Annotated in this window: 18 protein-coding genes and 2 riboswitches; of the genes, 14 read left to right on the top strand and 4 right to left on the bottom strand. The window is 67.0% G+C overall.

All coding sequences use genetic code 11. From position 1 onward, the window contains the following. The 3 genes from gatA to FB478_RS10655 all read left to right on the top strand — a co-directional run bounded on the left by gatA (nucleotide 1) and on the right by FB478_RS10655 (nucleotide 3,900). Nucleotides 1-1,575 (top strand): Asp-tRNA(Asn)/Glu-tRNA(Gln) amidotransferase subunit GatA, encoded by a 1,575-nt coding sequence (gene gatA, locus FB478_RS10665; protein WP_018771893.1) that lies wholly within the window; start codon nucleotides 1-3, stop codon nucleotides 1,573-1,575. Further along, entirely contained in the window at nucleotides 1,575-3,083 is a 1,509-nt protein-coding gene (gene gatB, locus FB478_RS10660; RefSeq protein ID WP_144600418.1) for an Asp-tRNA(Asn)/Glu-tRNA(Gln) amidotransferase subunit GatB, read from the top strand. Before gatA ends, gatB begins: the two co-directional genes overlap by 1 nt. 190 nt (nucleotides 3,084-3,273) lie before the next feature. After that, nucleotides 3,274-3,900, top strand: a complete 627-nt coding sequence (locus FB478_RS10655; protein WP_144600416.1) for a DUF5666 domain-containing protein — start codon at nucleotides 3,274-3,276, stop codon at nucleotides 3,898-3,900. A gap of 48 nt (nucleotides 3,901-3,948) precedes the next feature. Here the strand turns inward: FB478_RS10655 and FB478_RS10650 are convergent, their stop codons facing one another. Further along, complete coding sequence (locus FB478_RS10650) at nucleotides 3,949-4,860, bottom strand: LysR family transcriptional regulator (RefSeq protein WP_144600414.1); 912 nt, start codon at nucleotides 4,858-4,860, stop codon at nucleotides 3,949-3,951. Between the two features lie 129 nt (nucleotides 4,861-4,989). Here FB478_RS10650 and tdh point away from each other — a divergent pair, with 129 nt between their 5' ends. From tdh to FB478_RS10620, 6 genes are all read left to right on the top strand, one after another. After that, complete coding sequence (gene tdh / locus FB478_RS10645; protein ID WP_134164499.1) at nucleotides 4,990-6,036, top strand: L-threonine 3-dehydrogenase; 1,047 nt, start codon at nucleotides 4,990-4,992, stop codon at nucleotides 6,034-6,036. A gap of 8 nt (nucleotides 6,037-6,044) precedes the next feature. Next, nucleotides 6,045-7,241, top strand: coding sequence for a glycine C-acetyltransferase (locus FB478_RS10640; protein WP_144600411.1), 1,197 nt, complete (start codon nucleotides 6,045-6,047; stop codon nucleotides 7,239-7,241). A 40-nt stretch (nucleotides 7,242-7,281) separates the two neighbouring features. Continuing rightward, nucleotides 7,282-8,397: an FAD-binding oxidoreductase gene (locus FB478_RS10635; protein WP_144600409.1), complete on the top strand. Its 1,116-nt coding sequence runs from the start codon at nucleotides 7,282-7,284 to the stop codon at nucleotides 8,395-8,397. A gap of 11 nt (nucleotides 8,398-8,408) precedes the next feature. Further along, nucleotides 8,409-9,620 (top strand): imidazolonepropionase, encoded by a 1,212-nt coding sequence (hutI, locus tag FB478_RS10630; RefSeq protein ID WP_144600407.1) that lies wholly within the window; start codon nucleotides 8,409-8,411, stop codon nucleotides 9,618-9,620. Between the two features lie 100 nt (nucleotides 9,621-9,720). Beyond that, on the top strand, nucleotides 9,721-10,509 hold the full coding sequence (locus tag FB478_RS10625) for a DeoR/GlpR family DNA-binding transcription regulator (RefSeq protein ID WP_018771901.1): 789 nt from the start codon (nucleotides 9,721-9,723) through the stop codon (nucleotides 10,507-10,509). 111 nt (nucleotides 10,510-10,620) lie between these two features. Further along, nucleotides 10,621-11,400, top strand: a complete 780-nt coding sequence (locus FB478_RS10620) for a CPBP family intramembrane glutamic endopeptidase (RefSeq protein ID WP_144600405.1) — start codon at nucleotides 10,621-10,623, stop codon at nucleotides 11,398-11,400. Nucleotides 11,401-11,445: 45 nt separating this feature from the next. Here FB478_RS10620 and FB478_RS10615 read toward each other — a convergent pair whose 3' ends face one another. Both FB478_RS10615 and FB478_RS10610 read right to left on the bottom strand, forming a co-directional pair. Further along, the gene (locus FB478_RS10615) at nucleotides 11,446-13,131 is read right to left on the bottom strand and encodes an HNH endonuclease signature motif containing protein (RefSeq protein ID WP_144600403.1); all 1,686 of its coding nucleotides are present in this window, start codon (nucleotides 13,129-13,131) and stop codon (nucleotides 11,446-11,448) included. A gap of 189 nt (nucleotides 13,132-13,320) precedes the next feature. Beyond that, complete coding sequence (locus FB478_RS10610; protein WP_261377395.1) at nucleotides 13,321-13,953, bottom strand: VOC family protein; 633 nt, start codon at nucleotides 13,951-13,953, stop codon at nucleotides 13,321-13,323. 225 nt (nucleotides 13,954-14,178) lie between these two features. Then, a riboswitch (SAM riboswitch) is annotated at nucleotides 14,179-14,293 on the top strand. A 43-nt stretch (nucleotides 14,294-14,336) separates the two neighbouring features. Between FB478_RS10610 and FB478_RS10605 the strand changes: the two genes are divergently transcribed. The 4 genes from FB478_RS10605 (at nucleotide 14,337) to FB478_RS10590 (ending at nucleotide 19,705) form a co-directional block, all read left to right on the top strand. Beyond that, nucleotides 14,337-15,659 (top strand): bifunctional o-acetylhomoserine/o-acetylserine sulfhydrylase, encoded by a 1,323-nt coding sequence (locus FB478_RS10605; RefSeq protein WP_144600401.1) that lies wholly within the window; start codon nucleotides 14,337-14,339, stop codon nucleotides 15,657-15,659. A 100-nt stretch (nucleotides 15,660-15,759) separates the two neighbouring features. Beyond that, nucleotides 15,760-15,874, top strand: a riboswitch (SAM riboswitch). Between the two features lie 12 nt (nucleotides 15,875-15,886). Continuing rightward, nucleotides 15,887-17,002: a homoserine O-acetyltransferase gene (locus FB478_RS10600; protein WP_144600399.1), complete on the top strand. Its 1,116-nt coding sequence runs from the start codon at nucleotides 15,887-15,889 to the stop codon at nucleotides 17,000-17,002. Nucleotides 17,003-17,168: 166 nt separating this feature from the next. Further along, complete coding sequence (locus tag FB478_RS10595; protein WP_018771618.1) at nucleotides 17,169-18,551, top strand: MFS transporter; 1,383 nt, start codon at nucleotides 17,169-17,171, stop codon at nucleotides 18,549-18,551. Nucleotides 18,552-18,559: 8 nt separating this feature from the next. Next, entirely contained in the window at nucleotides 18,560-19,705 is a 1,146-nt protein-coding gene (locus FB478_RS10590; protein WP_144600397.1) for a zinc-binding dehydrogenase, read from the top strand. 34 nt (nucleotides 19,706-19,739) lie between these two features. Here the strand turns inward: FB478_RS10590 and FB478_RS10585 are convergent, their stop codons facing one another. Next, on the bottom strand, nucleotides 19,740-20,642 hold the full coding sequence (locus FB478_RS10585; RefSeq protein WP_026266127.1) for a LysR family transcriptional regulator: 903 nt from the start codon (nucleotides 20,640-20,642) through the stop codon (nucleotides 19,740-19,742). Between the two features lie 141 nt (nucleotides 20,643-20,783). On the opposite strand from FB478_RS10585, the gene mmsB reads away from it, so the two are divergent. Continuing rightward, nucleotides 20,784-21,704, top strand: coding sequence for a 3-hydroxyisobutyrate dehydrogenase (mmsB, locus tag FB478_RS10580; protein WP_144600394.1), 921 nt, complete (start codon nucleotides 20,784-20,786; stop codon nucleotides 21,702-21,704). Nucleotide 21,705 lies beyond the last annotated feature (1 nt).

The following is a 21,705-nucleotide window of genomic DNA, read 5'->3' as shown; positions in this document are numbered from 1 at the left end:
ATGACTGAACACAACACCGCCGGCACCAGCGCCGACACCCTGATCCGCCTGTCCGCCGCGCAGCTGGCCGAAAAGCTCCACGCCGGCGAGGTCACCGCCGTCGAAGTTACCCAGGCCTACCTGGACCGCATCGCCGCCGTCGACGGCAAGGTCAACGCCTTCCTGCACGTCAACGCCGAGGAAGCGCTCGCCGTCGCCGCCGAGGTGGACGCCATCCGCGCCGCCGGCGGTGCTGAGGCCCAGGCCCTGCACGTCCTGGCCGGCGTCCCCATCGCCGTCAAGGACCTCATCGTCACCATCGGCCAGCCCACCACTGCAGGGTCCAAAATCCTCGAAGGCTGGCACAGCCCGTACGACGCCACCGTGGTGGAGCGCCTGCGCGCCGCGAAGATGCCCATCCTTGGCAAGACCAACCTGGACGAATTCGCCATGGGCTCCTCCACCGAGCACTCGGCCTACGGCCCCACCCGCAACCCCTGGGACCTGGACCGGATCCCCGGCGGCTCCGGCGGTGGCTCGGCTGCGGCGGTTGCCGCCTTCGAAGCGCCCCTCGCCCTGGGAACGGACACCGGTGGCTCCATCCGCCAGCCCGGTGCCGTCACGGGAACCGTTGGCGTGAAGCCCACCTACGGCAGCGTCTCCCGCTACGGTGCCATCGCCATGGCCTCCTCGCTGGACCAGATCGGCCCGGTCACCCGCACCGTGCTGGACTCCGCCCTGCTGCACCAGGTCATCGGCGGCCACGATCCCCGCGACTCCACGTCGCTGCCGGACCCCTTGGCAGACCTCGTGGCTGCCGCGAAGACCGGCAACGTCGATGGCCTGCGGATCGGCATCATCAAGGAACTTCACGGCGAGGGCTACCAGGCCGGCGTCGAAAACCGCTTCAACGACGCCCTGGAGCTGCTCAAGGAAGCCGGCGCGGAGATCGTGGAGGTCTCCTGCCCCAACTTCCAGTACGCCCTGGGCGCCTACTACCTGATCATGCCGTCCGAGGCCTCCTCCAACCTGGCCAAGTTCGACGGCGTCCGGTACGGCCTGCGCGTCCTCCCCGAGGACGGGCCCATGACCATTGAACGCGTCATGGGTGCCACCCGCGCCGCCGGGTTCGGCGACGAGGTCAAGCGCCGCATCATCCTGGGCACCTACGCCCTGTCCGCCGGCTACTACGACGCCTACTACGGCTCGGCCCAGAAGGTCCGCACCCTGGTGCAGCGGGACTTTGACGCCGCCTTTGAACAGGCCGACGTCCTGATTTCACCCACCGCCCCCACCACGGCCTTCCCGCTCGGGGAAAAGCTGGACGATCCGCTGGCCATGTACCTGAACGACGTCGCCACCATCCCCGCCAACCTGGCAGGTGTTCCCGGCCTGTCACTGCCCGGCGGCCTGGCCGACGAGGACGGACTTCCCGTCGGCATCCAGCTGCTGGCCCCGGCCCGCGAGGACGCCCGCCTTTACCGGGTTGGCGCGGTCCTGGAATCGCTGCTCGAAGCCAAGTGGGGCGGCCCGCTGCTGGCCCAGGCTCCCGACCTTGCCGCAGCCGGTACCCTCGAAGCCCAGGAGGCAAAATAATGAACACCGAGGCAATCCTGAGCTTCGAAGAGGCCATGGAGAAGTACGACCCCGTCCTGGGCTTTGAGGTCCACGTGGAGCTCAACACCAAGACCAAGATGTTCTCCTCCGCACCCAACGTTTTCGGCGACGAGCCCAACACCAACGTCAACGAGGTGGACCTGGGCATGCCCGGCGTGCTGCCCGTGGTCAACAAGACGGCGGTGGAGTCCTCCATCAAGATCGGCCTGGCGCTGAACTGCAAGATCGCCGAATCCTGCCGCTTTGCCCGGAAGAACTACTTCTACCCGGACACCCCCAAGAACTTCCAGACCTCCCAGTACGACGAGCCCATCGCGTACGACGGCTACCTGGACGTGGAACTGGAGGACGGCACCGTGTTCCGCGTGGAGATCGAGCGCGCTCACATGGAGGAGGACGCCGGAAAGCTGACCCATATGGGCGGTGCCACCGGCCGCATCCACGGCGCCGACTTTTCGCTGGTGGACTACAACCGTGCCGGCGTCCCGCTGGTGGAAATCGTCACCAAGCCCATCGAGGGCGCCGGCTCCCGCGCCCCGGAACTGGCCAAGGCCTACGTGGCCGCCATCCGCGAGATCGTCAAGAACCTTGGCGTCTCCGATGCCCGCATGGAACGCGGCAACGTGCGGTGCGACGCCAACGTCTCGCTCCGCCCGCACGGCCGGGAACGGTTCGGTATCCGGTCCGAAACCAAGAACGTGAACTCGCTGCGCGCTGTCGAGCACGCCGTCCGCTACGAGATCCAGCGCCACGCCGCCGTCCTGGACTCCGGCAATCCCGTGGTCCAGGAGACCCGGCACTGGCACGAGGACACCCGCACCACCACGTCGGGCCGGCCCAAGTCGGACGCGGACGACTACCGCTACTTCCCGGAACCGGACCTGGTCCCCGTGGTGGCGTCCCGTGAATGGGTGGAGGAACTGCGCGCCACGCTGCCAGAACCGCCGGCCGAGCGCCGCAAGCGGCTTAAGGCCGATTTGGGCTATTCTGACCTGGAATTCCGCGACGTGGTGAACGCCGGCGTCCTGGACGAGATCGAGGAAACCATCGCGGCCGGCGCGTCCGCGTCCGTGGCCCGCAAGTGGTGGATGGGCGAGATCGTGGGCCGCGCCAAGGCCGCCGACGTCGACCCCGGCCAGCTGGGCGTCCAGCCTGCCACCATCGTGGAGCTCAACCGCATGGTGGAGGCCGGCAAGATCAACAACAAGATGGCAACGGAAGTGCTGGACGGCGTGCTCGCCGGCGAAGGCACCCCCGAAGAGATCGTCGAGAAGCGCGGACTCGCCGTGGTTTCCGACGACGGCCCCCTCCTGGAAGCCATCGATGCCGCACTCGCTGCCCAGCCCGACGTCGCGGACAAGATCCGCGGCGGCAAGGTCCAGGCCATCGGCGCCATCGTGGGCGGGGTCATGAAGGCCACCCGCGGACAGGCCGACGCCGCCCGCGTCCGGGAACTGATCCTGGAGAAGCTGGGCGTCACCGTCTAGCACTCCCATACCCAACTGGGTCGCAGCAGATGTCGTTTTGAACGCTGACAACGACATTAACTGCGACCCAGTTGGGCTTTAAGTACTCAGGTGCCGACGGCTGAAAGTACCCGTGGCTGCGCGTCCGCGGCGGACTTACACTTGAGCCCACGGGGCGCTGGTGCCCCGGCGGCGTGCGGGAGGAACAACCATGGTGGCAAGGGAACCGATGAGGGCGCGCAAGGCATTGCTTGCCGGGGCAGTGGCACTGGCGTTGACGGGTACAGGGACGGCCCTGGCGTGGTCCGCCACGGGCACGCCGACGCCGTCGCCCTCGCAAACGGCACCAGGCAAAGACACTGCGCCCGGCAAAGACACTGCACCCGGCCAGCAGGACAAGAAGGACCAGCAGGACAAGCAGGACAAGAAGGCCCAGCGTCCGCAGGCACTCCACGGCGAGGGCGTGGTCAAGAACGCCGACGGCACCTTCCAGACCGTCCTGGAACAGCGCGGGACGGTGGAATCGGTCAGCGATTCGGCCATCACCGTCAAAAGCGAGGACGGCTACTCCCAGACCTACGCCGTCAACGCCGATACCAGGATCACCATGTTTCCAACAGGCGACGACGGCAAGCGGCTTAAGCCGACGGACGGAACCACCGCAGACATCGCCGCCGGGGACACAGTACGCATCTCCGGCACCAAGGACGGGGACAAGGCAGCAGCCAAACGGATCGTGAAGGGTGCCGGTGACGGGCCTGGCCTTGGATTGGGACGCGGCCACGGCCTTGGACACAAGATGGGCAACGGGAACCACCAGGACGACGAAGGGGCATAGCGTCCGGTTGCCCCTTGAGCTGCCCCTCCAGCGCGGGTTGAGCCCAGGTCAGCCCTGCCGCACCAGCCCGGCCATGATGTCCTCCAGCGCCTCGCAGACCATCACCACCGCCCGCCGTTTCAGGTTTTCCGGCCTGGCCAGCAGGTCTATCCTGCGGCGCGTGCTGATGCCTTCCAGGGGACGCAGCACAATGCCCGGGTTCAGGACCGGCCCTGCCGTATACCTGGGCAGCAGCCCCACCACGCCGCCCGCGGCCACGAGCGCCGCCACCGTGAAGTAGTCGTTGATGCGGTGGACGATGTTTGGCTCCCGGCTGGACACGGCAGCGACGGCAGACAGGACATCGGCGGGGGAGTAGCCGGGGTGGCTGGTCACCCAGGCCTCGGCGCCGACGTCGTCCGCCGTGACCGTACTTTTTTGGGCCAACGGGTGGCCGGCGGGCAGTGCCACGTCCAGGGGCTCGTGCGCCAGCGGGATCACGGCCACGCGTTCCGCGGGCCAGCGGGGACTGTGGTCCATGCGGTGCGCCAGGACCAGGTCGTACCGGGCGGTGAGGGCAGGGAAGTCCTGCTGGGCAACATCCTCATCGGACAGTTCGATCCGGGGGTGTTCCGGCCGGTCCAGCATGCGTGCCAGCGGCGCGAACAGCGCCTGCCCGGCACTGTGGAAGCCGCTGAGCGTCACCCGGCCGGCCGGCGAGTGGTGGTAGGTGCCCAGGGCTCCGCGGGCGTCGGCCATGGCGCTGACGACGGCGGCGCCTGCGTCGGCGAGCACTTGGCCGGCTTCCGTGAGCACCAGGTTCCGGCCCTCCTTGCGTGTCAGCGGCACCTCGACTGTGCGCTGCAGGTGGGCCAGTTGCTGCGAGACCGCAGACGGGGTCACCATGAGGGTGTCTGCTACGGCCTTCACGCTCCCCAGGGCGCCCAGTTCACGCAGGATCTCCAGCTGATGTATCTCCACCCCGCCAGTCTAATCATTAGAAATTCCTAAATCGTCGATTGAGAAAATTCCTGTTGTGCTAACGCTTTGCCGAGGCTTCAATGAGGAGGACAAGACCTCAGATCTGAATGCCAAGAAGTAAGGACGCCAATGAAGGCCCTGTACAAGCCCGGCCCGCAGGCCGGATTCGAACTCGTCGACAGGCCCGAGCCGGAGGCCGGTCCGGCGGACGTGAAGATCCGGGTTATGACCACCGGGATCTGCGGCACGGACCTGCACATCCAGTCCTGGGACTCCTGGGCCCAGGGGATCATCGAAGCGCCCCTCATCGCCGGCCACGAGTTCTACGGCGAAGTGGTGGAGGTGGGCGAAGACGTCCGCGAAGTCAAGGTTGGCGACAGGGTCTCCGGGGAAGGCCACGTGGTGTGCGGCATTTGCCGGAACTGCCGCGCAGGACGCCGCCAGATGTGCATCCACACGGTCAGCGTGGGGGTCCAGCGGGACGGGGCTTTCGCCGAGTACGTGGTGATCCCCGAGACCAACGCGTGGGTCCACCACGACCCCTCCGTCACGCCCGAACTTGGCGCCATCTTCGACCCCTTCGGCAACGCCGTGCACACCGCACTGAGCTTCCCGCTGGTGGGGGAGGACGTCCTCATCACCGGGGCCGGCCCCATTGGCCTGATGGCAGTCGCCGTCGCCCGCCACGCCGGAGCCCGCAAGATCGCCATCACCGACGTCTCCCGGCCCCGGCTGGACCTGGCCCGGCAGCTCGGGGCCGACCTCGCCATCGACGTCTCCACCACGCGGGTCCGCGACGCCCAGCGCGAGCTCGGCATGCGCGAAGGCTTCGACGTCGGAATGGAAATGTCCGGCCACCCCTCCGCCCTGCCTGAGATGATCGACAACATGAACCACGGCGGCCGGATCGCCATGCTGGGGCTGCCCAGCCAGGAAATCATCATCGACTGGGGCAAGGTGGTCACCCACATGCTGACCCTGAAGGGCATCTATGGCCGGGAGATGTACGAAACCTGGTACGCCATGAGCGCCATGCTCTCATCCAACCCCGTGCTCCATGCGGGCATCTCCGCCGTGGTCACGGACACGCTGCCCGCCACGGACTGGGAGAAGGGCTTCGACATTGCCCGCAGCGGCGTGGGCGGCAAAGTAGTCCTCGACTGGACCCGACTGTAAGGAAACCCATGTACACCTCCATCAAGGACCAGCTTCGCGACGAGCTGGAGGAAATCCGCACCGCCGGGCTCTACAAGACCGAACGCAGCATCAGCTCGCCGCAGTCCAGCCACATCACCGCCGGACAGATCGGCGCGCCGGGTGCCGACGTGCTGAACTTCTGCGCCAACAATTACCTGGGCCTGGCCGACCACCCGGACATCATCAATGCCGCCAAGGCCGCCATGGATGAGCGCGGCTTCGGCATGGCCAGTGTCCGTTTCATCTGCGGAACCCAGGACCTGCACCTCAAACTTGAGGCCAGGGTTTCCGCTTTCCTGGGCACCGAGGACACCATCCTGTTCTCAAGCTGCTTTGACGCCAATGGCGGCGTCTTCGAATCCCTCTTCGGGTCGGAGGATGCGGTCATTTCGGACGCCCTCAACCACGCTTCCATCATCGACGGCATCCGGCTGTGCAAGGCGCGCCGCTATCGCTACGCCAACCAGGACATGGCCGAGCTCGAGGCCCGCCTGCAGGAGGCGCAGGACGCCCGCCGGAAGATCATCGTCACCGACGGCGTGTTTTCAATGGACGGCTACCTGGCTCCGCTGGAGGCCATCTGCGACCTCGCCGAAAAGTACGGCGCCCTGGTGATGGTGGACGACTCCCACGCCGTGGGCTTCATGGGCGCCACCGGCGCGGGCACCCCCGAACACGCCGGCGTGTCCTCCCGCGTGGACATCTACACCGGCACCTTCGGCAAGGCCCTGGGCGGGGCGTCAGGCGGCTACGTGTCCGGCCGCAGGGAGATCATTGCCATGCTGCGGCAGAAGGCGCGCCCCTACCTGTTCTCCAACTCGGTGGCTCCCGCCATTGTGGCCGCCACCCTCAAGGCTCTGGACCTGGTGGAAAACTCGGCCGACCTGCGCCGCCGTCTCTTCGAAAACGCCGAACTGTTCCGCCGCCGCATGACCGGGGAGGGCTTCGACCTGCTGCCCGGCGAACACGCCATCGTGCCGGTGATGTTCGGCGATGCCGTGATGGCCGCCAAGGTTGCCGACCGGATGCTGCAGCACGGCGTCTTCGTCACTGCCTTCAGCTTCCCCGTGGTTCCGCGCGGTGCCGCGAGGATCCGGGTGCAGCTGTCCGCCGCCCATTCAGCGGACGACGTCGAAGCGTGCGTTCGTGCCTTCGTCGCCAGCCGTGTCGAGGCAGCAGCCTGACGAAAGTTCCACCGGCCACGAACTCTGCAAGGATGGACGGATGGCAGCACATTACGATGTCCTGATCGTGGGCGGCGGCATTGCCGGCCTGTCCCTGGCCTCCGCGCTGGCCGGCCGCTGCAGCGTGGCACTGGTGGAGGCGGAGCAGGAGCTGGCGTACCACACGTCCTCCCGCTCCGCCCGGCAGCTGATCCCGAGCTACGGCCCTCCCGTGGTGCAGGAACTCACGCTCCGGACCCTGGAACTGATCGCGGCGCGGGACGCGGAACTGCCGGAACCGGTCCTGACGCCGCGCAGCTTCATGCTGATCGGCTCCGAGGCCGATGTTGCCGCGGAATCCAGCGGGCACATGCAGCCCATCGCCGTTGACCGCGCGCTTGAGCTGTGCCCGGCCCTGCTCCCGGGAACCTTCGCCGCCGCCGGACTGGATACTGGCTCGTTTGGCTGCAACGCGCCCCTGCTCCTGGACACGCACCGCAAACAGGCACTCGAGGCCGGAGCCGATATCATCACCGGCGCACGGGTGCATTCCGCGCAACGGCTGGGTTCCGGATGGCAGGTAGGTGCCGGGGCCGAGGGCTTTGAAGCCGGCGTCCTGGTCAATGCAGCCGGTGCATGGGCTGATGAGCTCGCAGTGATCAGCGGCGTCGAGAAGCTGGGGCTGCAGCCGTACCGGCGCACTGCGGCGATTGCCGCCGTCGAACGCCCCCTGCCTGCCGCCACCCCGATGGTGGCGGCCGCGGACAATACCTTCTACTTCCGCCCTGACGGTGACGACGTCCTGGTTTCGCCGTCCGAAACCGTGCCCAGTGGCCCCGAGGACGCGCGGCCCCGGCCAGGCGACGTGGAGCGCCTGGTGGAAAAGCTGAACTCCATCACCAGCCTGGGGATCACGGAAATCCGCCGCGCCTGGACCGGCCTGCGCACTGAGGCCGCCGACGGGGTTCCGGTGGCGGGCTTCGATGCCGAAGCCCCCGGCTTCTACTGGCTCGTGGGGCAGGGCGGCTACGGCTTCCAGACCTCCGCTGCGATGGCCGAGCTGGCGGCTGACCAGATCCTCGCCGGCCAGGGAGCATCCGGAGGTGCCGCCCCCGACGGTCCGGAATCCCGGACAGCGCGGGCCCTTGCTGCCAGCCGCTGGTCCATCCGACGCTGAAGAATGGTTCAATGAGCACCCTGATCACCAATATTGCCGAGCTGATGACCCAGGACCTTGAACACCGGGTCCTGAAGGACGCGGCGGTAGTGGTCGAGGGCGAACGGATCTCGTGGATCGGCGCCGCGGCCGAGGCCCCGGCGGCGGACGAAGCCATCGACGCCGGCGGCCGCGCCATGCTCCCCGGATGGGTGGACTCCCACAGCCACCTGCTGTTCGCCGGGGACCGTACCGCGGAATTCGAAGCACGGATGGCGGGGGAGGCGTACGCTGCCGGAGGCATCGCCGTCACCATGAACGCCACGCGTGCCACGTCGGATTTTGACCTCACCCGCCTGGCCATGGGCCGGGTTGCCGAGGCAGTCTCGCAGGGGACTACTTACCTGGAAACGAAGACCGGCTACGGCCTGGATATCGGGAACGAGGCCCGCAGCGCGCGTATCGCCGCCGGCGTGGCGGACCAAGTGACCTACCTGGGCGCCCACCTGGTTCCTGCCGGACAGGACCCGGAGGAGTACACAGACCTGGTCTGCGGACCGATGCTTGATGCCGTCCGCCCCTACGTCCAGTGGGCCGACGTTTTCTGCGAGGAGGGCGCGTTTACAGCCGAACAGTCCCGCCGCGTGCTGACGGCCTGCCGCGACGCCGGACTGGGCCTGCGCGTGCACGGCAACCAGCTGGGTGAGGGCCCCGGCGTGCAGCTTGCCGTGGAGATGGCGGCCGCCAGCGTGGACCACGTCAACTACCTGGCCGGGCAGGACGTGAAGTCCCTTGCGGCTTCCTGGTCCGGGTGGGACCCCGCCACCGGCACAGGCGAGCGGGGCACTGTGGCCACCTGCCTCCCGGCCTGCGACCTCTCAACCCGCCAGCCGCTGGCCCCAGCCCGCACGCTTCTCGACGCCGGTGTGCAGGTGGCGCTCGCTTCCAACTGCAATCCCGGAACGTCGTATACAAGTTCCATGGCATTCTGCGTCACCACCGCCGTCCTCCAGATGCACCTGAGCGTGCATGAGGCCGTCCGCGCGGCCACCTATGGCGGCGCACTGGCGTTGCATAAGGAAAGCGGGCGCGATGCGGACGGTGAACGCGCCGTGGGGTCCATCGCCGTCGGGCACCGCGCCGACCTGCACCTGCTCAACGCCCCGTCCGCAACGCATCTCGCTTACCGTCCCGGCATGCCATTGACGTACGCTGTGTGGCGGTCCGGAGCCAGGGAGCGGTAGGTCCATACCGTTTTTTGATTGTTCCTGACTGTTTTCCTTGAGTTATAATCAGGAAACGTCATCGATCGTGGTGGCTGATGTACGGAAAGGCCCCGCTTGCATGACGCGCACTGACCGGCTGACCGCGATTCTTGACCTGCTGGCCAGAACCGGCCAGGTGGAGGTCGACGAGATTGTCAGCACCCTCAACGTATCCCCGGCCACCGCTCGGCGTGACCTGGACAGCCTCGCCAAACGCCGGCTGCTGACGCGTACCCGCGGCGGCGCCACCACCGGTGCCCTGGCCTACGACCTCCCCGGCCGCTACAACCGCGACGACCACGCCGAAGCCAAGGAACAAATCGCGCAGTGCGCCTCGGCGCTGATCCGGCCTGGCGCTGTGATCGGCCTGTGCGGAGGGACCACCAGCACAGCGCTCGCCCAGATCCTGGCCACCAGGGAAGACCTGAACGCCCCCTCCAACCAGCCCACCCTGACCGTGGTTACCAACGCCATCAACATCGCGGGCCAGTTGGCCGTACGGCCCAACATCAAGGTGATGGTGACCGGTGGAATCCTCAACCCGCGGTCCTATGAACTGGTGGGGCCCTATACGGACATCATCATGCAGAAGGTGGTGCTGGACATCGCCTTCATCGGCGTCAACGGCATCGATCCCGAAGTCGGGCCCACCAACACGGGGGAGGGGGAGGCCTCCGTCAATGCGCTGCTGGCCAGCAGGGCCAGGGTGTCCTACGTCCTGGCCGATTCCTCCAAAGTGGGCGTGCGGGCCTTCGCCACCATGGACGGCTACAACTTCACCCGGCTGATCACCGATGCCGGCATCTCGCCCCGCGACAAGGCTGCCTTTGAAGCCAACGGCACGGAAGTGATTGTCGCGCCCGCCTGACCCGAACTGCCGGCACCGGGCTCCTCCGGCGGCGCACCGCTGCCCGCTTGTGACTGCGGACACCAGCCGCTCCATCAGGCCGGATCCAGAAACTGAAGGCAAGATGGGAACATGCTGGTTCCCTCCCGCCGTCGCCTTCGGCTCGAAGTATGGATCGTCCTGGGCCTGTCCCTGGGCCAGTCGGCTGTCTACTCCGTGGTGCAGCTGCTGGACAAGATGACACGTGCCCCGCTTGCCGAGGGCACGTCCACCCTGAACCGCTCCCAGAGCACCCGCGAATACTTCGACCTCACATATCAGCTGCTGGACATCATCTTTGCGCTGGTGCCCGTGCTGCTGGTCTTCTACTTCCTGACGGACCAGCGCCAGGCAGTGCCGGGCGAGGCGGGCAACTCCCGCTCTGCCTTTCAGAAACTGGGGTTCAATTTTGCCCGGCCCGGCAGGGATCTGCTCCAGGGCCTCGGACTGGCTGGACTGATCGGCATACCCTCGCTGGGTCTCTATGCGGCCGGCCGGGCGCTCGGAATTACCACCGCCATCATCCCCAGCGCCCTGGATGCCTATTGGTGGACCGTGCCTGTCCTCGTCCTGTCCGCCATGCGGCACGCCGTGCTTGAGGAAGTCATTGTGGTGGGCTACCTCCTGGACCGCTTTGGCAAGTTCGGCTGGAGCATGCCGCTGGCCATTGCGGCGAGCTCCGTGCTGCGCGGCAGCTACCACCTCTACCAAGGCTTTGGTCCCTTCATTGGCAACGCCGTGATGGGCGTGGTCTTTGCCTGGCTGTACACCCGGACCCGCCGGGTCATGCCACTGGTCATCGCCCACGCCCTGCTGGATATCGTGGCCTTCGTTGGCTTCAGCCTGTTCGGCAAAGCCATGGGGTTGGGGTAGGACCCGGGACACCAGCCTTGGCGACTCCAGCCATGCTTGTTGCTGTCACATCAGCGTCAGCAGCAACGGCCAGTCTGCTTGTGGGTCTGGTGGTAACACGAAGGGTTTCGCGTAGAAGTCGTCCCAGAGGGCATCAGCAGCGCAAAGGTCCTCCGGGTCCAGCAGGTTGTCGCCGTCGGGTTCCTCCATTTCAAGCTCCTCCACTTCCGGATCCATTTCGGATTCCTCCATTTCCGGATCCGGCCAGGCTGGAACGGCGGCAAGCGGCACTACTCCTGGCGGCCAGTGGGTTGGTTGGGGGTCTTGGTGTTCGGGGTTGTAGTGGCGGCCGGTGGGTGAGGTCCAGCCGGGCGGTCCGTGTTCCGTCGCGGGATCCGGGTTCCAGGTGCGGGCGTGCTTCAAACGGTGATGTTTGGGGCATAGCTGCGCCAGGTTCCGGATGTCTGTTCTGCCGCCGTGTTCCCAGGCGGTGAGGTGGTCGGTGTGGTTGTCGGGGGTGTGGTTGGTGCAGCCGGGAAAGGTGCATTTTCGGTCCCGCATGCGGATCCATTGTTTGATGGTTTCGGGGAGCCGGTAGCGGGTGCGTCCGATCTCCAGGGGTGCCCCGTCGCGGGGGTCGACCAGGACGCGGTAGAACGACTCCGCCCCGTCCGCGACAAGCCTCCGTGCCATCGACGCCGGGATGGGGCCCGGGCCGTCCAGCGCCGCCGGCTCATCGGTCAGGCCGAGCAGCGAGAACACCGGCACGGTGACCAGGACATCGGCCCGCGGGGTGGGGACCTTGCCAACATCACCAGTGCTCCCTGTGCCGGAAACGCTGCCTGCGCCCGTTCCCGCAGCATCACCAGTAGCCCGTGCAGCCCCACCCACAGCAGCCTCACCCGTGGCCGTGGTGTTTCCGGTGCCGAGGAGGAGTGCTGCTGCGATGTCGGGGCGGAGTTGGGTGAGGGTGCGGGTTTCGGTGGGGCCTTGGAGGCCGCGGGCGGTGGCGGTGGTGCGGTTCCAGATGGCGCAGGCGGTGTCGCCGGGGAGGTAGAGCGAGAGCCAGGCCATGCCGTCGCGGTCGGGGGTGTATTCCATCCGCCGGTCCGCGACGCCTTTGGCGTGGCGTTTTTCGAGGGTTTCGGGGTGGTGGCGTTCCCGCCAGGCGCGGACCTTGGCGCGGAACCGGGCAGGGACGAGTTCACCGGGCGCGGCGCCGCGGGCGGGGTTGGGGGCGTCGGGGTCGAAGAAGTGCGCCACCAAGGCAGCAGCCCCGTCGGGGGTGAGCCCCTCGGTTTCATCGGCGACAATCCTGGCATGCTGCCACGACAGGTCACCGGCTGACAGGGCGCCCAGGAGCGGCGGCAGGGAACACACCCGGCGGGATTGTTCCACCAAAGCACCCGCCGCCCCAGAACTCACTGTCAGGACTCCGGCGATCTCCTCCACCGCGGACATCTCCGAAAACATGCGCTCATCCACCGGGGCGTCGGGGGCAAGCAGTGCCTGCTGGATCTCGACCGCTTCTGCCGCGTCCAGGGCTTTCACCGCGGCGAGCTGAGCCTCGACCCGGGAGACTGCCTCCAGCCGTTCCAGCCGGAGTTCATACCGCCGCTGCAGCACATCGACATCAGCACCAACACCGGTCCCGGCGGCAAGGAAATGATCCTCACGGTCCAGCGCATCGAGGGCAGCAACAGAGGCAGAAACACCCTCCAACACCACCCCAACACCCGTGCCGATTCCCATATCCACATCATCCAGCGAGGCACCGACATTCAGACCTGGATCGCAGCGATGTAGGAAGCAGCCACTTAAATGAATTCGGCCGCCATCGGGTAGTGACGCCGTTGTCACCACCTGATGGCGGCCGAAGCTGATCCGGGTACTGGCCCGGCGAACCCCCTCCCGGACATTCCGGGAGGCTGGGGTGGAGCGTCAGATGGTGACGGCTCCGTTGGCGGTTTCAAACGTGACCGACAGGATGCCCGGAGTTCCGTGCGGGGCGACCCACTCCACCGCAACGTCCTCAAGCGGCTTCTCCACCGGTTCACCCAGCCACTCGGTCACGCGGGACGCGGAGCCGGCGATGGTCAGGCAGCTCATCTTAAGGTTGCTGGGGTAGGCGTTGGACGGGTGCAGTGCCGGGTCGCCTTCCCACTTGAGCATGTACGGCACCTGGGGATCGGCGATAAGGCCAAGGATGCCAATCTGTTTCCAGACCAGCTCCCGGCCGTCCGGGAACTTGCGGTTGCCGTTCACCGCGGCGCGGCCAAGGCGTGCCTCGAACGGGGCGAGGTCGTCCACTTCGACGCACCAGCCCATCCAGCCGCCACCGGCCGCGGAACGGGCACGCACGGCCTGTCCGAACGGTGCCTTGTCCGAAGCCGGGTGGTCCAGGACCTCTACGACTTCCAGGTACTTGTGCCCGGCGAGCGGGATGATCATATTCCGGGTTCCGAACCGGGGGTGCACCCCGCCCTTCACTGCCTCAACGCCGAGGGCAGATGAAATACGTTCGGTAGTGGCCGCGAGGCCATCTTGTTCACAGGCGTAAGAGACGTGATCCATGCGCATGGCAACATCTTGGCACTTTGTGATCCGGCTCTCAGCTAAGGGTACCCTTACTGGAAAGGCGGCCGGGAAAAGGGCCGGGAACATGGGCAAGAAGGACGACGGCGGCGTCCCCGGCCGGGTGCGGGGCGGCCCACCTGTGGCGGCTCGAAAGCCATGCAGGGCGACCTTGTTCGTCACAATGCTGTCCACGGCGACTACCCCGTTCCTAGACTGGGCGCAGGTCATGAGCGCCAGCGCCAAGCCCCGGCTCGCTGGCCGGCAACCCTCCACCCGCGGTGGGGTGCCCCGGGTGAGGACCTGGCTGTCCGGCAAGAGCCGGAAGCAAGCGCGGCCCGTACTGCCCCACGCATTCCGGGCCCATGTCATAGGAGACTGAGATGTCCAACGGATGGTCTTTCGAAACCCGCCAGATCCATGCAGGCCAGGAGCCCGACAGTGCCACCGGAGCCCGCGCGCTCCCCATTTACCAGACCACGTCCTTCGTGTTCCCCAGCGCCGAAAGCGCAGCCAACCGCTTTGCCCTCGCCGAACTTGCGCCCATCTACACCCGGATTGGCAACCCCACCCAGGATGCCGTCGAACAGCGGATCGCCAGCCTTGAGGGAGGCCTGGCCGCTTTGCTGCTGAGCTCGGGCCAGGCCGCCGAGACGTTCGCGGTGCTGAACATTGCGGAGGCGGGGGACCATATTGTGGCGAGCCCCAGCCTTTATGGCGGAACGTACAACCTGTTCGCCCACACCCTGAAGAAGTTCGGCATCTCGGTCACCTTCGTCCAGGATCCCGACAACCTGGACCAGTGGCGCGACGCCATCCAGCCGAACACCAAGCTCTTTTTCGGTGAAGTGGTGTCCAATCCCCGCCAGGACGTCCTGGACATCGAAGGCATCTCCGAGGTGGCCCACCAGGCAGGCGTGCCACTGATCGTGGACAACACCCTGTCCACGCCCTACCTGATCCGCCCACTGGAGTGGGGTGCGGACATCGTGATCCACTCCGCCACCAAATACCTGGGCGGCCACGGCTCCGCAATTGCCGGCGTGATCGTGGACTCCGGCAAATTCGACTTCGGCAAGGACCCTGAACGGTTCCCCGGCTTCAACACCCCGGACCCCACCTACAACGGCCTGGTCTACGCCCGCGACCTAGGCGCCGACGGTGCGCTGGGTGCCAACCTCTCCTACATCCTCAAGGCCCGCGTCCAGCTGCTGCGCGACCTTGGCTCGGCGGTTTCCCCCTTCAACGCCTTCCTGATCTCCCAGGGCCTGGAGACGCTGAGCCTGCGGGTGGAACGCCACGTTGCCAACGCCACGGAAGTGGCGCGCTGGCTGGAAGGAAGGGACGACGTCGAATCCGTCGCCTACGCCGGGTTGCCCTCCAGCCCCTGGTACGAGCGTGGCCGCAAGTACGGGCCCAAGGGAACGGGCGCCGTCGTGGCCTTCAACCTTGCCGGCGGAGCGGAGGCGGGCAAGCGCTTCGTCGACGCCCTGGAGCTGCACTCCCACGTGGCAAACATCGGCGACGTCCGCTCCCTGGTCATCCACCCGGCGTCGACCACCCACAGCCAGCTCTCGCCGGAGCAGCAAGCGGTGGCCGGGGTGAATCCGGGACTGGTCCGGCTCTCTGTTGGCCTGGAGCACATCGATGACATCCTGGCCGACCTGGAAGCGGGTTTCCGCGCTGCCAAAGGCGCCCAGAGCTAAAAGCGCGCCAGGGCTGAGGCCGGGAGGGCCGGCAAGCGGGGAAGTCACAACCAGTCACACTCTTGGCCTGGAGCGGGGGGTGTTTCGTACACTCGAACCAGGTCATGAGTGCCAGTGACAGCCCCGGCTTGCTGGCCGGCAACCCTCCATCCGCGGTGGGGTGCCCGGGTGAGGACCTGGCCTGCCGGTCAGACGACGGCAGGCAAGCGCGTAGAAGAGGTCTTGCCATGACGGTTACCGTCGCCCGAACCACCATCCCCGAACACGGAATTGTCCGCTACGCCTCCATCGGAGGGCTGGAACTTGAAGCCGGGGGATACCTCCCGGACGTCACGCTGGCCTACGAAACCTGGGGCACGCTCAACGCCGACGCCAGCAACGCCATCCTGATCGAGCACGCCCTGACCGGCAGCACCCACGTGACCCGCGGCGACACGGACGAAGAAGGCTGGTGGGAACAATTGGCCGGTCCCGGCGCTCCCGTGGACACGGACAAGTTCTTCGTGGTGTCCGTCAACATCGTGGGCGGCTGCTACGGGTCCACGGGCCCGTCGTCGGCCGCCCCGGACGGAGCCCCCTGGGGCTCCCGCTTCCCCCTGGTCACCCTGCGGGACAGCACGGTGGCAGAGGCCCGGCTGGCTGACCAGCTGGGCATCAGCAGCTGGTTCGCTGTCCTGGGCGGATCCATGGGCGGCGCCCGCGCCCTTGAATGGGCAGTGACCTACCCGGAGCGGGTGCAGCGCTGCGCCGTCATCTCCGTGGGCGCCGCGAGCACGGCGGAACAGATCGCCTTCGCGCAGGCCCAGACCCTGGCCATCCGGCAGGACCCGCACTTCAACGGCGGCGACTACTACGGCGGCCCCTGCCCGGAAGCCGGGCTGGCACTTGCCCGGCGCATCGCCCACATCACCTACCGGTCCGCGGCTGAACTGGAAGGCCGCTTCGGCCGGGAACCCCAGGCGCCGGAGTCGCCCCTGAAGGGTGAGGCTCTGGCCGCCCGCGGCCGCTACCAGGTGGAAAGCTACCTGGACCACCAGGGCAGCAAGCTCGTGAAGCGCTTCGACGCCAACAGCTATATCGCCCTCACCGAGGCGCTGATGAGCCATGACATCTGCCGGGGCCGCGGAACCCTGGCCGAAACCCTGGCCAGGTCCACCGCCAGGTTCTTCGTGGCCGCCGTGGATTCGGACCGGCTGTATTTCCCGTCGCAGTCCCGTGAGCTGGCCCAGGCCCTGCCGGGGGACGTGGACGTGCACGTCATCCAGGCGCCGATCGGGCACGACGGGTTCCTGACAGAGATCGGGCAGCTGGGCAGCCAGCTCCGGAGCAGCTTCCTGGCCTAGCGCCCCGCATGTGCATTCCTGCAGATGCCTTCTGCACTAATCGGCGTTGAGGTTGCACCGCAGGCAGACCATACTCAATCGAATCCGGTGCGTTCGTGGTGTGCATCACACCCGGCCGCCATTGATTGGTCCCCGTGGTGTCGACGACGACGCCGAAGGAGTTCGCATGAGTACGGAAAGCTCCGCCGCAAGGCGCACAGAGGAAACCGACGTCAAGGCTTCAGGCCTTAAGAAAGTGGTTACGGCCTCCATGGCCGGAACCGTTGTTGAGTGGTACGAGTTCTTCCTCTACGCCTCGGCTGCCACCCTGGTGTTCGGAAAGGCCTTCTTCCCCAACGCCGGCACAGAACTGGATGGCATCATCGCCGCCTTCCTCACTTATGCCGTCGGTTTCGTGGCGCGCCCCATCGGCGGCATCGTCTTTGGCCACTTCGGCGACAAGTTCGGACGCAAGAAGCTGCTGCAGCTGAGCATCATCCTGGTAGGCGTCTCCACCTTCCTCATGGGCTGCCTGCCCACGTTCCAGCAGATCGGCTACTGGGCTCCCGCACTGCTGGTGGTCCTCCGGTTCGCCCAGGGCTTTGCCGTTGGCGGCGAGTGGGGCGGCGCCGTCCTCCTCGTGGCCGAACACAGCCCCAGCAAATCCCGCGGTTTCTGGGCCAGCTGGCCACAGTCGGCAGTGCCGCTGGGAAACCTGCTTGCCACCGCCGTCTTGTTCACCCTGTCCTCCACGTTGACCCAGGACGCCTTCCTGGGGTGGGGCTGGCGCGTAGCGTTCTGGCTGTCCGCGGTGATCGTCCTGATCGGTTACTACATCCGCACCAAGGTCAATGACGCACCGATCTTCCTCGAAGCCCGCAAGGAGGTCGAAGCCGGCCACAAGGGCTACGGCGTCGCTGAGGTATTCCGGCGCTACCCCCGCGGCGTCTTCACCGCCATGGGCCTGCGCCTGGCGGAAAACATCCTGTACTACCTCGTGGTCACGTTCTCCATCACCTACCTGAAAACCGTGGTCCAGGCCGACACCACCCGTATCCTCCTCCTGCTGCTCCTTGCCCACGCCCTGCACTTCGCCGTCGTGCCCATGGTCGGCAAGCTGTCGGACCGGTTTGGCCGCAGGCCCGTCTACATGGCCGGCGCCATCATGGGGGCCACCTGGGGCTTCTTCGCCTTCCCCATGATGGACACCAAGAACGATGCCATCATCCTGGCCGCCATCATGATCGGCCTGGTGTTCCACGCCTTCATGTACGCCGGGCAGCCTGCCATCATGGCGGAAATGTTCCCCACCCGGATGCGCTACTCCGGGGTTTCCCTGGGCTACCAGGTGACGTCGATCGTTGCAGGATCCCTGGCCCCGATCATCGCTGCCTCGCTCCTGGGCGCCTACAAGTCCTCCGTCCCCGTGGCGGTCTACCTGCTGATCGCCTGCGCCATTACCGCCGTCGCGGTCTACTTCCTGAAGGAAACCCGCGGCATCTCGCTGCACGACGTGGACGCCGCCGACGCCCAGGGCACCGCCGACCTCCTTGCCGCCCGCAAGAAGTAGCAGGATCCGTGAAAGCCGCCGTCCTGTACTCCACCGTTCCCGCCGCCCCCACCACGGGGGCCGGCAACGGGAAGCAGACCTACTCCGAGGCCGCTCCGCTGCTGGTGCAGGAACTGGAGCAGCCGGAGCCCCGCGCCGGTGAGCTTGGTGTTGCCATCACGTACTCCAGCCTCTGCCACTCGGACCTCTCGGTGGTGGACGGTTCCCGCGTCCGGCCGCTGCCCATGGCCTTGGGCCACGAGGCGGTGGGTCGGGTGGTGTCCGTGGGGGCCGGCGTGTCCGACGTGTCCGTGGGCGACCATGTGGTGCTGGTCTTCGTGCCGAGCTGTGGCGGGTGCCGTGCGTGCCTGGCCGGCCGGCCGGCCCTCTGCCACCGTGCAGCAGAGGTCAATGGCTCCGGCGACCTGCTGCGCGGGCCGGCACTGCTGCGGACTCCGGCAGGGGAACGGATCAACCACCACCTTGGCGTCTCGGCCTTCGCCGATTACGCAGTGGTGGCAAGGGAATCGGTGGTGGTGATCGACGACGACGTCCCGGACACGGTTGCCGCGATGTTTGGTTGCGCCGTGCTCACCGGAATGGGTGCAGTGTTGAATACCGCGGCTGTCAGTCCGGGGCAGTCCGTAGCGGTGTTCGGCCTCGGAGCCGTGGGCCTGTCAGCCGTCATGGCAGCGCGCCTCGCTGGAGCCGCCGACGTCATTGCCATCGATCCAAACCAAGGCAAGCACCAGCTGGCCCGCGACGCCGGCGCCACATCGGTGGGAACGCCGGAGGACGCGGCACGGCTGATCGCGGAAGCGTCCGGGGACGGTGTGGACGTTGCCATTGAAGCGGTGGGATCAGCAGGCGTTATCGCCTCCTGCCTGGAGCAGGTGACGCGGGGAGGCGCCGTGGTGTCGGTGGGCCTGCCCCATCCGTCCGCCCAGTTGACGGTGCCGGCCCTGCAGTTTGCCGGGGCGGGAAAACGGCTGCTGGGCTCCTACATGGGGGATGCCGTGCCGGCGCGCGACATTCCGCAGTACCTGGCGTTCTGGCGCGAAGGCAGGCTGCCGGTTGAGCTGCTGCATACTGACACCCGGCCGCTCAGCGAGATCAATGAGGGCCTGGATGCGCTGGCATCCGGGCAGGTGGTAAGGCGGCTGTTCCAGGCCTGACTTGTGCGGGGGCCTGGGTCCGCAAGAACAGCGCTTACCCCGCCAGCACCCCGGAGCGCTCCTTCATTTCCGCCTTGAGTGCCGCAATCACTGCCTGGACCGGTGCGGACCGGAGCGACTCCGGGCGGGCAACGGCCCAGATGGGGAGCTGGCGCTCAAAGTCGGCCGCCAGGACGGGCACGAAGTCCCCGCAGCCCGCCACCATGAAGTTGGGCAGCAGCCCAATGCCTGCACCCTGCCGTACCGCCTCCACCTGGGCGAACACGCTGGTGGCCTGGAAGCTCGTCCTGGGCAGCGGAAGCTGCGAGGACCAGCGCGGCCCCAGCTCCGCCACCTGGAGTGCGGACTCGACGTAGGACACAAACCCGTGCTGCCCCACGTCGTCGAGCGTTTCCGGCAGGCCATGCCGGGCGGCATACGCTGAGCTTGCGTAGAGGCGCAGGTAGTAGTTGCTCAGGAAGATTGTCTGCGCGGTGGTGACGTCCGCCCGGCCCACCACGATCTCCAGGTCCACGCCCGACCGGTTCTGGCTGACTTTCCGGGTGGCGCTGAGCATTTCGATGTTCAGCTGCGGGTTTTGCTGCTGGAGCCGCACCAGCGACGGGGTGACGAACACTGCCCCCACGCCGTCCGTCGTGGCGACGCGGACCAGGCCGGCGAGGGTGCTTTGGTCCTGGCTGATCAGGCCGGACAGCGAGCCAAGGGTACCTTCGATCGCCTCTGCCGCTTCCACGGCCGCGGCACCGAGCTGCGTCAGCTCCCAACCCTGCGGGCTGCGTTCCAAAGTCCGGCCGCCCAGTTGCCTGTCCAGGGCGAGGATGCGGCGGGAGATGGTGGTGTGGGTTGTTCCCAGCGTCTCGGCTACCGCGTTGAACCGGCCCAGGCGGGCAACGGTGAGCAGGATGAGCAGGTCGTCGGGGCTTGGCAACCGTCTCAGGTCCACTCCGGTCCTTCCTTCGATGTGCAGCAATGCACATGGCCTCTGTGATTTTTCCCCTTGATTGCACTCTAGCAGGGTGTGATCGTTGACACAGACATGCCGGCAGTACGGCTGGAATGGAAGCAAAGGAGCTTACTCGTGGCAGTTATCGGTTGGATTGGCCTGGGCAACATGGGCGGCCACATGTCCGTAAACCTGGCGAAAGCCGGGCATGATGTGCGCGGTTTCGACCTCAACCCGGCAGCCCTGGCAGCCGCTGAAGCAGGCGGCGTCAAGCGGACCGCCAGCATCGCCGAAGCGGTGGATGGTGCGGACGCCGTGTTCACCATGCTGCCCAAGGGCGAACATGCCCGTGCGGTGTATCTCGGCGGGGACGGCGTGCTGGCGCACGCGGACACCCGGACGCTGCTGATTGACTCCTCGACTATCGACGTCGCCTCCGCCCAGGAACTGCACGACGCCGCTGCTGCCGCTGGCTTCAGCTTCGTGGACGCGCCGGTGTCGGGTGGAATGAGCGGGGCGGAAGCGGGAACGCTTACTTTCATGGTTGGCGGCGAAGAGGGGGCCGTGGCGGACGCCACGGGCTACATCGGCCCCATGGCCGCCAACATCATCCCCACGGGCGGCCCCACCACGGGGCAGGCGGCCAAGATCTGCAACAACCTGATGCTTTTCATCAACCTGGCCTCCACCGCGGAGGGCGCTGTGCTCGCCGACCGGCTGGGCCTGGACAAGCAGGTCTTCTGGAACATTGCCTCTGTCTCCTCGGGCGACTCGTGGGCACTGCGGACCTGGTACCCGGTGCCCGGCGTGGTTCCTACCGCAGCCTCGAACAACGGCTTCGCGCCCACCTTCACCACAGAGCTGGCGAACAAGGACATTGGGCTGGCCATCAGCGCAGCCGAGGATACCGGCACGCCCCTGGAGATCGGCAGGCACGTCCAGCAGCTGTTCCAGCGGCTTATTGACGCCGGTGACGCCGGCAAGGACTGCTCCATGATCATCAAGCTCGTGGACGGCTCACTCGAACCCGCCAACCCGGCGCCGTCCGCCAACTAGC

Origin of the sequence: Arthrobacter sp. AG367 (genome assembly GCF_007828995.1) — a bacterium.
Classification (GTDB): Bacteria; Actinomycetota; Actinomycetes; order Actinomycetales; family Micrococcaceae; genus Arthrobacter.
Note: the sequence above shows the minus strand (reverse complement) of the source record. Positions and strands in the feature narration are given on the sequence as shown.